Source organism: Paeniglutamicibacter sp. Y32M11 (assembly GCF_019285735.1).
Taxonomy (GTDB): domain Bacteria; phylum Actinomycetota; class Actinomycetes; order Actinomycetales; family Micrococcaceae; genus Paeniglutamicibacter.
In genome coordinates this window covers 868,892-883,718 of record NZ_CP079107.1, presented here as the reverse complement: position 1 = coordinate 883,718, position 14,827 = coordinate 868,892, and the positions used below count along the sequence as shown (strand labels likewise).

The 14,827-nt window shown below is 62.8% G+C and carries 12 protein-coding genes; 4 read left to right on the top strand and 8 right to left on the bottom strand.

Annotated elements, in window-relative coordinates; all coding sequences use genetic code 11:
• Positions 1–70 precede the first annotated feature (70 nt).
• Positions 71–919 (bottom strand): 16S rRNA (cytidine(1402)-2'-O)-methyltransferase, encoded by an 849-nt coding sequence (gene rsmI / locus KUF55_RS03945; RefSeq protein ID WP_168152249.1) that lies wholly within the window; start codon positions 917–919, stop codon positions 71–73.
• Between the two features lie 65 nt (positions 920–984).
• Between rsmI and KUF55_RS03940 the strand changes: the two genes are divergently transcribed.
• Complete coding sequence (locus tag KUF55_RS03940; RefSeq protein WP_218818053.1) at positions 985–2,592, top strand: dolichyl-phosphate-mannose--protein mannosyltransferase; 1,608 nt, start codon at positions 985–987, stop codon at positions 2,590–2,592.
• Between the two features lie 225 nt (positions 2,593–2,817).
• Here KUF55_RS03940 and KUF55_RS03935 read toward each other — a convergent pair whose 3' ends face one another.
• The 3 genes from KUF55_RS03935 to KUF55_RS03925 all read right to left on the bottom strand — a co-directional run bounded on the left by KUF55_RS03935 (position 2,818) and on the right by KUF55_RS03925 (position 5,345).
• Positions 2,818–4,416 (bottom strand): TIGR01906 family membrane protein, encoded by a 1,599-nt coding sequence (locus KUF55_RS03935; RefSeq protein WP_218818052.1) that lies wholly within the window; start codon positions 4,414–4,416, stop codon positions 2,818–2,820.
• A 335-nt stretch (positions 4,417–4,751) separates the two neighbouring features.
• Complete coding sequence (locus KUF55_RS03930) at positions 4,752–4,937, bottom strand: hypothetical protein (RefSeq protein ID WP_132361957.1); 186 nt, start codon at positions 4,935–4,937, stop codon at positions 4,752–4,754.
• Between the two features lie 9 nt (positions 4,938–4,946).
• A complete protein-coding gene (locus KUF55_RS03925) occupies positions 4,947–5,345 on the bottom strand; it encodes a DUF3499 domain-containing protein (RefSeq protein WP_255557431.1) in 399 nt (132 codons plus the stop codon).
• A gap of 99 nt (positions 5,346–5,444) precedes the next feature.
• Between KUF55_RS03925 and KUF55_RS03920 the strand changes: the two genes are divergently transcribed.
• Positions 5,445–5,954, top strand: coding sequence for a metallopeptidase family protein (locus tag KUF55_RS03920; RefSeq protein ID WP_218818051.1), 510 nt, complete (start codon positions 5,445–5,447; stop codon positions 5,952–5,954).
• On the opposite strand, the gene KUF55_RS03915 is transcribed toward KUF55_RS03920, so the two are convergent.
• From KUF55_RS03915 to KUF55_RS18655, 3 genes are read right to left on the bottom strand one after another with little or no spacing between them, the layout of a single operon-like run.
• Complete coding sequence (locus tag KUF55_RS03915) at positions 5,951–7,789, bottom strand: DUF5719 family protein (RefSeq protein WP_218818050.1); 1,839 nt, start codon at positions 7,787–7,789, stop codon at positions 5,951–5,953. The genes KUF55_RS03920 and KUF55_RS03915 overlap by 4 nt on opposite strands.
• Entirely contained in the window at positions 7,786–11,106 is a 3,321-nt protein-coding gene (locus KUF55_RS03910) for a glycosyltransferase family 2 protein (protein ID WP_255557295.1), read from the bottom strand. The genes KUF55_RS03915 and KUF55_RS03910 overlap by 4 nt, the downstream gene beginning before the upstream one ends.
• 56 nt (positions 11,107–11,162) lie before the next feature.
• Positions 11,163–11,693, bottom strand: coding sequence for a WhiB family transcriptional regulator (locus KUF55_RS18655; RefSeq protein WP_255557294.1), 531 nt, complete (start codon positions 11,691–11,693; stop codon positions 11,163–11,165).
• A gap of 288 nt (positions 11,694–11,981) precedes the next feature.
• On the opposite strand from KUF55_RS18655, the gene KUF55_RS03900 reads away from it, so the two are divergent.
• Positions 11,982–12,716: a TIGR03089 family protein gene (locus tag KUF55_RS03900; protein WP_218818048.1), complete on the top strand. Its 735-nt coding sequence runs from the start codon at positions 11,982–11,984 to the stop codon at positions 12,714–12,716.
• Positions 12,717–12,867: 151 nt separating this feature from the next.
• Here KUF55_RS03900 and KUF55_RS03895 read toward each other — a convergent pair whose 3' ends face one another.
• Positions 12,868–13,428, bottom strand: a complete 561-nt coding sequence (locus KUF55_RS03895) for a GtrA family protein (RefSeq protein WP_218818047.1) — start codon at positions 13,426–13,428, stop codon at positions 12,868–12,870.
• A gap of 197 nt (positions 13,429–13,625) precedes the next feature.
• On the opposite strand from KUF55_RS03895, the gene KUF55_RS03890 reads away from it, so the two are divergent.
• Positions 13,626–14,810, top strand: a complete 1,185-nt coding sequence (locus KUF55_RS03890) for a 5-(carboxyamino)imidazole ribonucleotide synthase (protein ID WP_218818046.1) — start codon at positions 13,626–13,628, stop codon at positions 14,808–14,810.
• Positions 14,811–14,827: the final 17 nt, after the last annotated feature.

The following is a 14,827-nucleotide window of genomic DNA, read 5'->3' as shown; positions in this document are numbered from 1 at the left end:
GCACTATGACGGGGTCCCGTTTTTGTGCACTTATCCCATGAGTCTCCCGCCGGGAGAATGTGCCCTTTACTTAGGCGCGGGCCTCAAGGACCGCCGCGTAAAGCTCACGCTTGGATAAGCGCTCGGTCTCCGCCACCGCGGCCACCGCTTCCTTCAGGCGCAACCCATCGGTGACCAAGGCCTGTACCTGCGCCACGTGGTCAACCGCGCGAGCTGGTTCCCCGGCCGGGGCGCCGGCGATGACCACGGCGATTTCGCCACGAACTTCACCCTCTGCCCAGACCAATAGCTCGTCGAGGCTGCCGCGGATCACTTCTTCATACATTTTGGTCAGTTCGCGGGCGATGGCGCCCTTGCGGTCCGGGCCGAAGGCCTCACGCAGCGCGCGGACCATGGCGTCGAGGCGATGCGGTGCCTCGAAGAACACCATGGTGCGCTGCTCGGTGGCCAAATCCTGGAGGCGTTTGGTGCGCTCCCCCGCCTTGCGCGGCAAGAAACCCTCAAAGGTGAACCGGTCGGTGGGCAGCCCGGAGAGTGCCAACGCGGTGAGGACTGCGGAGGGACCGGGAACTGCGGTGACGGTGACGCCTGCTTTAACGGCGGCCTCCACCAGCTTGAAGCCGGGATCGGAGACCGCTGGCATGCCCGCGTCGGAGACCACCAGGATCGTTGCGCCGCCGGCCACCAGTTCCAGCAATTCGGTGAGTCGGTGCGTTTCGTTGTGTTCGTGGTAACTGATCAGTCGGCCTGGAACACGCACGCCCAGACCGGTAGCCAGGTGCAAGAACCTGCGGGTGTCTTCCGCCGCGACGATGTCGGCGCTCTTCATCAACTCGATCAACCGAGGGGATGCGTCGGAAAGGTTGCCAATGGGGGTTGCCGCCAACACGATCTGGCCCGGTGTTTGTTGAGTTTCCACGTCTCAAGCCTACGCCCAGCGCGCGCCGCCGAATCCCGCAAGGGGCCGCCGGTAGAGTGTTGTTGGTGACTACAGCCTCCACGCAGACCCGGCGCCGCTGGGTACTAGCTCCCGCCGACGCCTTTGGTCTAGCAGTGCTCAGGGATCGATTGTTGGGCCCCGTGTACCGCGCAGGGATGCTGGGCTGGATCGTTCCGCTGGCCATGATGTTGCTCGGTGCGGTGCTGCGCTTTTCGAATCTGGCCCACCCGCACCTGTTGATTTTTGACGAGACGTACTACGTCAAGGATGCCTACACCATGATGCAGGCGGGCTACGAGCTGGAGTGGGGAGATGACCCCAACGACTCCTTTATCGCCGGGCAACCCGCCCCCTCCACCGCCGCGTCCTTTGTGGTTCATCCCCCGCTGGGCAAGTGGCTCATCGCCGGTGGCATGTGGCTCTTTGGCACCGACAATGGGCTGGGCTGGCGTTTTTCTTCGGCGCTCTTTGGCACGCTGGCGGTATTGCTTTGCGCCCTGGTCGCCCAACGCTTGTTTTCCTCGGTGGTCCTGGGCGGAATTGCGGGGTTGTTGGCCGCGGTTGATGGGCACCAGATTGTCACATCCCGGACCGGGCTGCTGGATATCTTCCTGATGTTTTTCATCCTTGCCGCGTTCTACGCCCTGCTCATTGACCGCTCCCACGGACGCGAAAAGCTCGCCAGCATCTTGGCCACCGCGGATGGTTCACGCCCGGCGGACCGGTTGTTGGCCTACGGGCCGTGGCTCTGGTGGCGGCCGTGGCGTCTGGTGGCAGGAATCATGCTGGGCTGCGCTGCCGGGGTGAAATGGTCGGCGCTGTCCTTCATTGCCGTCTTCGGACTAATGACGGTGTTGTGGGATCTTTCCGCCCGCCGCCGCGTGGGCATCCGGCATTGGATGCTCGGTGGGCTGCTGCGTGATGGAATCCCCGCATTTTTGTTGATCATCCCCACGGCCGCCCTAGTTTATGTGGCCACCTGGAGTGGCTGGCTATTCTCCAGCGGAGGTCGCTACCGCCAGTGGGGCGCGCAAAATCCCTCGGAAACGTGGGGGTGGGTGCCAGATGTGTGGCGTTCATTCGGTGAATATCATCGCGCCGCCTATGCCTTCCATCAGGGCCTCAGTTCACCGCACAGCTGGGAATCTTCGCCCTGGAGCTGGCTCTTTGCCGGACGTCCCGTGCTCTTCTTCTACGAATCGCGCTCGAACGGCGAATATGGCTGCACCACTGCCGACTGTGTTCAGGCCATCACCGATCTACCCAACCCGATCATGTGGTGGGCGGCAACGCTGAGCCTGCTGCTGGTGCTCTTCTATTGGATCGGTGCGCGGGACTGGCGTGCCGGTGCCATTCTTTCCGCGTTGGCCGCGGGTTTCCTGCCGTGGTTTGCTTACCCGGACCGCACCATGTTCTTCTTCTACACACTGCCCTTCGCCCCCTTCATGGTGCTCGCGCTCTGCTACGTCATCGCTCGCTTCCTACCCAGCGCCGAGCAATCGCTGTGGCAGCGGCGCCGGGCGTTGTGGGGCATTGGCATCTTCCTGGCCTTGGTGGTGGCACTCTCCGCGTTCTTCCTCCCGGTATGGACCGGGGACATGATCACCTACAACAGCTGGCGCAACCATATCTGGATGCCCAGCTGGGGATAACCCGCGCTTCTGGCTAGCTACATCCGCCTTTTACTGTCCAGCGCCTTATGATCGGGTGTATCTGGCACCGGGATCCGGATGCTCCGCGACGCCGAATCCTGAGCGTTCCGGCACCGTTTTTTACGGGCAAAAAGAATCCCGGACCGGGGGAACACGCTACCCTTCATCATGAAGTACTGCGTCACTCCCCCGACCCGGGATGAGTCGTGAACCTAAACCCTTGGCTTAGAGCCCGAAGACCCGCTTTTCTTGGCGCAGGCGTGCCAGCTCGCGACGCTTGGCGGTGGGCCACGTGGCGATGAGCGTGATGATCGAGGTAATGAGCACCAGCCCTGCGATGCCCATGGCGGCATCCACCCAGAACTGCGGCGGGTAGAGCCGGATCAGGGTGTCGGAGTAGTTGAAGGTCCAGGTGCCATTGGCGAAGAAGATCTTGTGGAAGCTGGTGAAGAACGTTTCCCAACCCATCACCGCGACGGTCACCAGCGCGGCCAGCAGCACAATTGTGGCGATGGATCCGGCGAAGAGTCCGCGGCGCGTCCCTCCCGCGTAGCGCTTGCCCAGGTAGATCAGGGCGAAGAGCACGATGAAGCCCAGAATCGCACCGGCAAGATAAGTCAACGACATCACATGCTTAACATCGGCCATGTGCTGAACCTCGGTGGCCAGGAACAAGGGGTTTCCGTTGATATCCCGCAACTCGCCCAAGAAGCGGTTATCCGCGACGTTGTTCAGGAAGTCCACGCCAAAGGATCCGTAATTCAGTCGGTCCGCGGTGCTGAATCCGAAGCTATCGGCCGGGAATCCCGGGCGCTGGTATGCGATCCAGAGGAAGATCGGGCTGGCGATGAGCCGAATGACCACGATGAGCAGCAGGAATGGGTAACAAATAGCCAGCAGCACCTGCAGGGTACGTGCCAACGGTGGCTTGGCCTCTAGGGCTGCCTCGCGGCGACTACGGCGTTCACGGGCTGCGGGTGTGGGTTCGGGGACCGGGGTGTAGGCACCAAAGACGCGGCTACGGGCCTCGGCAACGGCCGAGGCGGTCTGCTCGGCGGCTTTAACCTTGGGCTCGGCCGAGGTTGGCCGCGGCAAAATCGTGGTGGCGTCGGTACTTTGCTCGGCCGGAGCACTTGAGTGTGCGGCGCGCGGCTTCTCGGTGACGGCCACCTTGGTCGTGGCGGGCGGCGGCTCAACGGGGATCTTGGCGATGATGTCTTCGATCTCCTCCGGTTCCTTGACTTCCTTGGCCTGGGGCTTTTCCACGGGCTTAGCGGGAACGACCTTGGGCGCGGCTGCCGGTTGCGCGGCCGGCGAGTCTACCTTGGCCACAGGAGTCGCGGATGCCCCGGGCGCACTGCTGGGTGCTGCAGGAGTCTTCGGAGCCGGGGTGGCCGCTGACGTAACGGTCGTGGCTGCGGGGGCCACGGGTGCTTTTGTCTGAGGCTGTGTCGCCTTGGCGACGGCAACTGTAGCTGCGGAGCCCTTGGCGGTTGCGGCTTTTGCAGCGTCCTCCTTGCCAGCCGCGGCCTTTGCGGCAGCTTCCTTATCGGTGGCGGCCGTGGCAGCGGCGGCTTTAGCGCCAGCTTCCTTGTGGTCCTTGTCGGCAGCGGCTTTAGCGGCATCCTCTGCAGCGGCTTCCTTGGCGGCGGCGGCCTGGGCACGCGCTACCACCATGGAGGCCTCGATCTTGGCAGCGGCTGCGGCAGCGGCAGCACTGAGCGTGCCGCGCTCCTCTACCGGTTTGGCCTCGGCGTGGGCACCGTCCGCGGCGGGCGTGCTCGATTCCGCTTTGCCGGTCTGCAGTTTGTCCTGCTCAGCCATGCTTCTCCCTCAAAAAACTCTGACATGCGGTGCGCTTGTGGTGCGCTTCAGCCGGAACAAGGCTCCTGACCTGACACACACCATGACCAAGACTATCCAGCACAGTGGGTGCCAGCGGGCCACTACGGTATTTTGACGCCCGCGTGTCGGTGCCGCAATATAACGATGCCCGCAGGTAGAGACCCTTCGCGGGGTGTTCCTACGGGCAACGGTGAGCTGGTCTTTTGTGCGTTCCGGCGGCTGCTTCAGCACTGCTGCGGGTCCGCCGAGGTGGGTGCCGGCGCCACTGTCGCGCGGTCGCCTTCGCGGTGGTGACCCAGCGGTGATGAGGCTGCTTAAGCGGGGATGATGGTTGCTTCGGTGGCCAACATCAGCGGGATTCCTTCGTCGATAGCGTAGGAATAGGATTCCCCGTTGGGACCCTTTGATGTGGAGACCAGGGTGTCGCCGATTTGAGTCAGCGGGGAACCGGTGATGGGGCAACGAAGCGCGGTGGTGAGCAGTGAGGAAAGATTCGACATGATCCCAGTTTAGGGCTCTAGCGTTCCTTCGCGCAGCACGCGCAGGTGACGACGGGTCAGGGCTTGGGTGTCACCGGGTTCGATGGCCGGAGGTGCTGATCGCGCCGTCGGAGTTTCACTGGCCGGAACCACGGGGGGCAGTTCTTCGTTTTCGCGGACGGCATTGGCCAGGGCGTAAAGGTCGTCGTTGCGTAGGCGACCCTGCTCGGGCAATGCCAGTCGCAACACTTCCCATCCCAGGGGCACGGTCAGGCGTTGCGCATGCTGTGCGCACAAGTCATAACAATGCGGTTCTGCGAAGGTGGCCAAGGGGCCGAGCACCGCCGTCGAGTCGGCGTACACATACGTCAAGGTGGCGATGGCCTGCTGGCCACACGCCGAACGTGAACAAAGTCTGGATGATCCCACGATCACACAGACTACCTCAGCAGGCTTCGGGCGCATGGTCCGCACCGCCGTGCAAGGCCCGGTGGATCGTGTCACCGTGGCGTGGTTTAGGCTTGGAACATGCTCGGAAAACTGTCGATCGATTTGGATACACGCGACCCGCGATCCTTAGACAGCGGCGTGGCTCGGGGCTTTGAGATGCGCAAGCGCAACCGCCACGGCCGTGGTCGACGCGGTCCGATGCTCATGGCACCCCTGCCCGGAGCCCGTACGCGGGCCGAACGCTTCGAGGATCTCTTGGTCGAATCGGCCGAGCGTCTGGCAGACCGTTGGGGGGATCGCGTGACCCGGATCGATTTCCGGATCTTGCAGGCACCCACCGCCAAGGTCATCACCCGTGCAGAGGCAGCTGGCATACGTGTGCCGTGGGCCACCAGCAGGTCAGCACGTCGGGGCGAGCCAGAACGCATTACGCTCTATCGCCGCCCCATTGAGGAGGCCAGCCATCAGGGCATCGACCTGCTACCCGAATTGATCCACTTTTCTATCGTGGAGCAACTGGCCGAGCTTTGGGCCATGGATCCGCAGGCGGTTGACCCCGGCTATGGCGCCTGGGGCCCGGAACGCTAGTCCCGCAGTTGAACCGTGACGCCCTCGCGCCCAGCGGGAGCCTCGCTCACCGGCAGGGCAGCAATGCCATATGAACCCTCTTGCACTACTGCTGCACCGTAGGCGGGTGATCCGGTGGCCGAGAGCATTACGGCCACCGTGCCCTTGCCAAAGTCGTTGCCGGAGAGCACCGTCGATTTACCGCCGGTCAGTTCCACGGATCGTGCCGCAGAGAGCTTCCCGTCGCTACTCATCGAGCGCACATTGACCGTGGACTCGCCGGTTGGTGCGTTGAGCACCAAACGGGCCGAGCCCACCGTGGGAAGTACCAGGAGGTGTTCGCTGCCCAAGCGCTGTGCCGCCGTGGCCCAGGCCTGGTCGATGGGATCCGCTGCCTTGGTACCGCGTACCATCTTCACGCTCGCGCTGACCGGAGAATCGGCCTCAACAAGGATCGTGTAGTACCCGGCGGGTAGCCCGGCCAGGGACAGGCTTGCGGTGGCGTTCGAGGCCACAACAACCTCACCGCCACCGGGAATCTCTACCTCCCCATTGGGCCCCATGGCCTTCACCTTGACGGTGGCGCCCTCGGCGGAGGTTGCTGCCAACACCACCTGTGCCACGGCGTTGGCATTCGCTGCGGGTTTGGCCAGATCCGTAGCCAGTGCCGGGTCTAGAAGTCCTACGCCGGGGATCACTTGGGTAGCGCTAGCCGTGGCGGCAGCCCCTAAGTAATCGATGCCGCCGGGAACTAACCCACGCAGTGTGCTCTGCTGGATGGTCGCGTTCACCCGTCCACCGCTGGCGGTCACCTTGGCCGAAAGGGCCGCTTCGTTTGATGCATAGCCCGCCAAGATGATGGATTTGGTTTCGCCCGGCGCCACGGCCAACTCGGTGAGGTTAGGGGCGGAAATCGCACCCTCGGCACCGCGCAGGTCCACGCGGACCGCGGCGACGGAAGCCGAGGAGTTCACCAGGTTCAGCACGGCGGTTGAACCCGGAGTAGTAATCGCTCCGGTGAGCCAGGTCTCGGCGGCGGGAGCCGTGCAACCGGCAACGGCAAGGCCAGCTAGGTCCCCGCCATTGGCACTATAGGTGCGGACGGCCGAGGCCAGTGTCTGCACTCCGCCCAGCGGCTGGGCGTGCAGGGTCAGGGTCTCGGCGAATGAGCTCACCGGGCCAAGTACTCCCCTGAGTCCCGAGCTGCCATCGGCGCTGGATCCGGTGGAGGTTTCCGCTTCTTCGGCGCTGATCCGTGGGGCGATACTCTTGTCGACCTTTGTATCCCCCTTGAGCAGCTCGCCACCGGGGATCCTTCCGGCCGCATCGGAGATGATTGCTGCGCGCACAGACGTTTTGGCATCCTTGGAGGCGGGCTCAAACTCGGGGTCGACCCCGGTGCCGGCTCCGGTGAAAAGCTTCATGGTTGCCGGGCAGGTGGCCAGCGAGTCACCGGCAGGCAATGAGGTTGCCGCTACTTCGACGGCGGTGCCAGCGCCGAGGTTTCCCGGTGGAAGTAGGGTGCCAGCGGTGATGGCTCCCGCGCCAAGGCAGAGCACACCGATGGACCCCAACATTCCTATGCCACGCCGCTGCTTCTTGGACTTTGAGATGTGTTCCTTGGCAGCGGAGCGTTCCGAGGCTGGCTCGCTGCGCGGTGCCGTGACGCCAACATCGGGGTTCGCGGCATCCTGTGATCCGGTGCTGCCCGTAACCGGGGGTTCAGCTGCCGTGGGCACGGGCGTCGGCTCGGGATTTTTGGGCGCTGCAGTGCCGGGAGCTAATCCAGCAGCTTCACGGGCGGACTGCGCCCGGCGTTCTTCCTCACGCCGTGCCCTGCGGGAATCGTTGCTCACTTTTGCTCCTTGCCCTTCGCGGCATGAGTGCCACGGTCAAGCTCATCGATGCTTTCGGCATTGCCGCTGGTACGGTACTCAGCCAGTCGGCGTGCAGCAAAGCGGCGGTTGCGTGGAATGGGGATAACCAGCAAGAGGGCCAGTAACAGCACCACGAATCTGGCGATCGAAAGCGGCACCTCATACGGGCTCTGATAGCTCAGTTCCAGGGTGCCTGCGCCAGCACCGAGTTCGAAGCCCTGGGCCCAAGGCGCGGCGCCGGTGGTGTTCTCGGCACCCACCGTCACGGATTTAAGTTCAACACCGTTCAGGGTTGCCACCCAGCCGGCGTTACTCCGTTCGGCCAACACCAGGGTGCGGCCCTCGGTGCCTGCTTCAATGTGTGTCGCGGTGACCTGAGCACGGTTTGAGGCCAGCAGTGCGGTGGTTTTTCCGTCCTGGACAATGCGCACCCGTGAGGTTGAGTCGGTGGCGTTATCCACGTTCTCGATGACCTGTTGTGGGGCGACACGCCATAACCAACCGGCTTCGGTCCTACCGACCGAGACCAGACCGGGCACCGCGTCGAGGCGCGCGACCAAGGCTGAGGCGGTCTGTCGATCATCCTTGAGCACCACAAATCCGGTACTCAGTGACGCAAGTTCGTCACGCGGGTCGAGTTCGGAGTCTGAGACGAGTTTTGCCACGCTCCGTTCGATGAGCTGGTCTGCGTCATCGGATCCGCGCAACGTCGGCGCCAGCAGCGAGCCGATCAGCCGGTTGGCGGTTGTGGTTTGTGACAGGGCATCGGCGGTGGTGCCGGCCCCGTTCATCAACGCGGCACTGACTGCACCGTCCCCGGTCTGGGTCAGCACCAGAGTGCGTTCTTCATAGTCCCCCAGTCCTCGGTCCGCGGCGGTGGCGGGCAAGGTCCGGGCCGAGACAGCCCGCAGCTCACTGGTGCTGCCCATATCCGTGGTGGCTCGGGCATCGGCGGGCGCTGGGAGCTGAGCCATGATCCAACTGGATCCAGCCACCAGAACCGAGAGACCCAACAGCGTCGAGGCGCCGATCAGCACTCCCTTGTTCACCCGTGGTGTTGCCTGGGCAGCATCAATTCCAAGGATGGAGCGTTCACCACGGAACACGGAGATGCCCAGTCCAGCAGCAAAAATCAGTCCGAGGACAAAGAAGGAAACGAAGGGGCCAGTAAACGCGGTGACGAGGACATTCCCGTCCACGGCCGCTGGAATCAGCGAAGCACCATAAGCGGCGGCTAGCATCAGCACGCTCAACAGCCACAGCATCCTGGCTAAGGGCAACGACGCCTTGGCTCCTCCGGCAAAGAGGCCCATGGCGGCGAATGCCAGCAATGGCAAACCAACCAACAGCACCAATACCAGCGCCCAGGGGCCTTCGGGCAGGAAGGCGAACCCTGCGGGCGTGGCCAGCGGGTCAAAGGCGGTGGGGAATCCCAGTGCCTGAGCCCAGAGCGGAGCGGGGTTGAATGCCAGCGGAATCCCCGGGTCGGTGAACAGCACCCGCGGATTGCGCACGGCGTTGATCAGCAACGGGAGGTGGAAGACCACCATGGGTAACGGCACCCAGAACAGTGTCTTAGCCCGGGAACGTAGCGCGATGGCAACCACGAGGATCATCACGAGGAGTGTCAGTCCCACGGCCGGGGAGCCTGCGGCGATGGCAGCAAGCAGTAGGGACGCGGCGGCGGCACTTGTCCAGGACGGGATGGATCCGGTGCCCGGGCGGGAGGAGCGATCACCATGGGCCCTAAAGTCGACGCCAGCGCCGACCGAACGCATCAGTGTCAGCAGCAACAGGGGTGCCAACACGTGCACCAGCACGCTACCGGCTCGTCCCGATGCCAATGAAATTTGCAGTGCCGGAGCAAGCGCCCAGAGCAGAGCTCCAACCATTCGCGCCGCGCGCGAACGGGTGACGGCTCCCAGGCCCAGCCAGGCACTCAGTGCGGCTAGCGGCATGGACAACAAGGTGAGCACCACGGCCACGACGTTGGCGTTGCCACCACCGAGCAGGGCAGTGAACCAATAAAGGAAATCTATGGGATCCCCACCTCCGGGGCTTCCTGCGCCAAGGTTGGCCCACCAAGAGGTGGCATTCCTCAGGATCTCCGCGGGGTTGGCGGAGATCGGCAGCAGCGCGCCGCCTCCCACGGCAGAGGCCCCAAGCAAGGCCCGCAGACCGAGCAGGGAGAGCGCCAGGGTCACCACCACAGCGATGATGGCGCTGACGAAGGCAGCGGTCCGAGTGGGGGCCGCGAGCGCGGCAAAGTCATTACGAGTGTCCCCGGTGGGGTCCTGGGTTGCGGTGGCGCCGGTACCGTCGCCGTAAACGCTTTCGCCGCCCATCGAATCGATCATGTGTCTGCGGTGTTCGCGGACGATATCTTGGTCGGTCAGCAGCCGGGCGATGGAGTTGCGTGGGACCCTACGGGTGCTTGCAGCTGCGGCACGGGAGCGGGCCAGCTTCATCGGTGTGCACACCGCTCGCAGCGTTGCGCCGAGTTGGCCAAAGGCGTATCCGGGGTCCTTGGCCAGCAGGGATCCAAAGAAACTGAAGATTCCCCCGAGTACGGCACCCACCACGATAAACGGGATGGTCCAGGCGGTTGCGTGCTTCAGGCGGAGGAAGACCTCGGCCCGGCGCGTTTCGGAGGGACCGGCCAAGGCGTGGATCACCTCGGCCTTGTGATAAATCTTTGCCGCGGGAACGATCACTACACGGTTGCCCATGAGCCGGTTACGCCAGCACAAGTCCATGTCATCGCCGAGTCCGGGCAATGCTGGATCAAAGCCGTCCAGGGCCTCAAAGACGTCGCGGCGAATGAGCATGCCGGCGCTGTTGACGGCGAAGGAGTCCGTGCGAGCGTCGTACTGTCCCTGATCAACCTCGTCGATTTCCATCAGGGATAAACGCTCGGCATATTTGTTCACGCCCAGGCCTACATCAAGCAGGCGGCGTGGGGAATCTAGATCAAGTTGCTTACACCCGGCGATGGTCACAGATTCGGTGGCTTCAACCACCGTGACGAGTTTTTCCAGAGCGTTAAGCTCGGGCACCGAGTCGTCGTGAATCAGCCACAGCCACTCGGTACGTCCGGCGCGGGGCGCGCTCAGGGATTTGACCGCCGCCATCACCGAGTGGCCAAAACTATGTTTCGGGGCAGAGAGCAGCGTGGCGTCGGAAGGCAGCTGATCGCGCAACAAATCCGCCGAGGTATCGGTGGACGACGCGTCAACGCCGACGAAGCGGTCGATCAAGCGGGTCTGGCCACGCAAGGCAGAGAGAGTTCGGGGCAAAAAAGTCGCGCCATTGTGCGTAGCAACAATGGCGGTGACATGGATCGTGGGAAGAATTAGATTGCTCGTTTCCGCAAACGACGACGTTCGCGCTCGGACAGTCCGCCCCAAATACCAAACCGTTCATCATTGGTCAGCGCATATTCGAGGCATTCGGATCGCACGTTGCACGCGCCGCATACTCGCTTGGCGTCCCGCGTTGATCCGCCCTTTTCGGGGAAGAAAGCTTCGGGGTCAGTCTGTGCGCACAACGCTTCGGACTGCCAGCCTAGTTCGCCTTCTTCCTCTTCGGCCCCTAAACCGATCCAGATGGCCTGCGCAGGGCTCTTGCCATCTGGTGAAGCGTCAAGGCTAGGTGCCCACGAGGGAGTGGGTTCCGATACCAGTTCATTGGCGGCGTCATGCGCCAGCAGGAATGCGGCAGTCTCTTCGGCAGGGCTCAAGACCCGCTCTGCGCTGCCATCGTGTTCAATCCCGGCCTCTGCGGGATCCACAAACCAGTCAGAGGGCACATCGCGTGCCCCGCTGTGGGAGGGTGCCAGCGCCCGCGCTGCGGCTTCGTCGTAGCTTCGTTCCATGTTCCCCATGGTTTACTGACCTTCCGCCGTTACGAACATAAACCCAATGTGCTGCCAAGATGATCGACGTCAACGGCTTTCAATAAAAAGCCGTCCCGAGACAAAATCCCTCTCTCGGACGGTGCACTATCTAATTATACTGGTGTAACTCCGGTCGCGTCAAGTGCGGTCGAAGATTTTAGCGACACTTAACGTCAAAATAGAGTCACGCCACGCCCGAGTTTTCACCGAGACCATACCGAAATACAGCCGCCCGCGAATTCCCGGCGAATTCACAGGCTTGACAAGGAGCATCCCATGATCATTGAAACCAATTCGTTATCTCCCGTCGAATCCCTCTTGGCTCCGCTGCGCCATTCAACTCGCCCATTCTTGACCTGGTACTCAAAATCCGGGGAGCGCGTCGAGCTTAGCGGTCGTGTATTTGATAACTGGGTGGCAAAGAGCGCCAACCTTTTGCACGAGGAATTTGACTTAGCCCCCGGCGCTGTTGTGGCCACCGATTTACCCGGGCATTGGAAGTCCGCTGCACTCGCTCTGGCTATTTGGCATCTGGGTGCCGAACTACGTTGCGTGGAGCCGGGAACTAACCCCGGGGATGTCGATATTTTCATCACCGCCGACACTACAACTTTAGCAGTGAACGGAACTGTCGAGGTCTTGGCCGTTCCCTTGCCATCCCTAGCGATGGCCTACGACGGAGAGCTTCCCGTGGGCGCCACCGACTACGCTTCCGAGGTTCGATCTTACGCCGATTCTTTCTCGCCCTCCCCCATCGAGGTCACGGCGACGGCGCTTGATTCCGCGGCCGGAAAATTCACTTATACCGAGCTATTTACCGCCGATGACAAACAGGTACCCGAGGGAAGCACCCTCATGGGCACCTCCTGGCCGCTGGCACGAATCCTTCAAACCCTCATCTCCCAATGGAGCGCCGGCAACTCCGTGATCCTCGTGGAGCAGACAGTGGAGATCACCGATGCGTTGCTGCGTGGCGAGCAGGTGGCCCACCGCCTGGACCACGAGGCTTAAACGCCTCCACGGCTCAGCCAGCCCTCAGACACAAAAAGCCCCGATACCGCAGCGCACCACTTGGTCCATCCGTTCTGGGTGGACCAAGCCGTGCGGCATGGTGTCGGGGCTCGTGATGGTGTGCGCCCGGAAGCCAACAAAGGACTGGGAACTACTCGTCGATACGAGGTGGCAACGGGTTGGTATCGGCCTTCGGCGCGGCAGGTGTTGTTGGCTCGGAACCAACATGCAGGAGTTCGCGGTCCGATGAGAACTCGGGATCGTCGTCCAGCTCGGCACTGAAAACCCAGAAGCGGTAGGCGAAGAAGCGGAAGATGGTGCCCAGCACCAGCCCCACTACCGAGCCGGCGATGAACACGCTGGTGGTGTCCGTCAGTCCGATCCAGTATTTGGTGACCCAAACACAGGCCGCTGCGATACCTAGGCCGATGGCGTTCATGATGGCAAACATCACTACTTCACGGACAACGTTGGCCTGACGACGGTGGCGGAAGGTCCAGAAGCGGTTGGCCACCCAAGAGAACACCGTGGCGACAACGCCGGCGATGATCTTAGCTTTAACCGCTGAATCTGCCATGGAACCGTGGAGCAGCCACAGGTAAATGCCGGAGTCGATAATGAACGCGACACCCCCGACTACGCCAAACTTTGCTACTTCGCGCCACATCATGGACGCCAAGCCCATGAGTTTGCCCCAGATCTGTACCAGCATGTTCCTCCATGGTTCGTTTCGATTTCACTACGCCGCCACGGGCGCTGGCCCTACGTGCCGTCGGTGCGGTCGAACCGCAACTTCTTGGAACGGCCAACCTAAGTATTCTAGTGCGGTTCACTGGAAGTTAACCGTCAATAGTGTCCCAACTCGCCTTGGTTCAACGCGGCAGGCCGCGCGTTGGGTAGGCTAGGCGGGTGACGTTTCCAGTGATTGGCGTTGTTGGCGGAGGCCAACTCGCACGAATGATGGCCCCCGAAGCATTGAACCTCGGCTTCGAACTACGCATCCTGGCCGAGGGCCCGGATGTCTCTGCAGCGCGCAGTGTTGCCACTGCGCCCGTAGGCGACTATACGGATTTGACGGCCCTGCGTGAATTCGCACGCGGCCTCGACGTGCTCACCTTTGACCACGAGCATGTCCCCAACGCCCACCTGCAGACACTAATTTCCGAGGGTGTGAATGTACAGCCGCGCCCAGCGGCCTTGATCCATGCTCAGGACAAGCTGGTGATGCGCAGAGCAATTGCCGAACTCGGACTGCCCAACCCGGCCTGGGCCGAGGTGCACGACGTGGCGGAGCTGCTGGCCTTTGGCGAGAAGATCGGCTGGCCGATCGTGCTCAAGACCCCGCGTGGCGGCTATGACGGCAAGGGGGTGCGCATGATCGATAGTCCCGATGACGCCCGCGCCGCCGCCGACTGGTTTGTTAATGGCTCACTCTTGGCCGAGGACAAGGTCGATTTCACTCGCGAGCTTTCCGCCCTGGTGGCCCGCACCCCCAGCGGTGAAGCCAAGGGATGGGACGTGGTGCACACCATCCAGGTTGATGGCGTCTGCGACGAGGTCATCGCCCCGGCCAAGGAGCTCTCCGAAGACGTTGCCGCCGCCGCACGGTTAGCTGCCTTGCAGATCGCGGAGGCCTTCGGGGTCACCGGCGTGATGGCAGCCGAACTCTTTGAAACCCCGGGCCACGGCGCAGGATTTGTCATCAACGAACTTGCCATGCGCCCGCACAACACCGGGCACTGGACCATGAATGGTTCCATCACCAGCCAGTTCGAACAGCACCTCCGCGCGGTCCTAGACCTGCCGTTGGGTGCCACCGACGCGCTGGCCGAGACCACCGTGATGAAAAACTACCTCGGCGGGGCCAATCAAAACCTCTTCAGCGCCTTCGCTGCGGCGCTGGCCGCCGAACCGCGCGTAAAGGTCCATGTCTATGGCAAGTCCGTACGCCCGGGCCGCAAAATCGGCCACGTCAATGTGGTCTCCGAGCCCGGCGAGTCGGTTGACTCACTGCGTGCCCGCGCCAGCACCGTGGCCTCGATCATCCGCGACGGCGCTCCGGCCACCACCATCTCCGAAGGACTGACATCTTGAGCACCCCCGCACCCCTG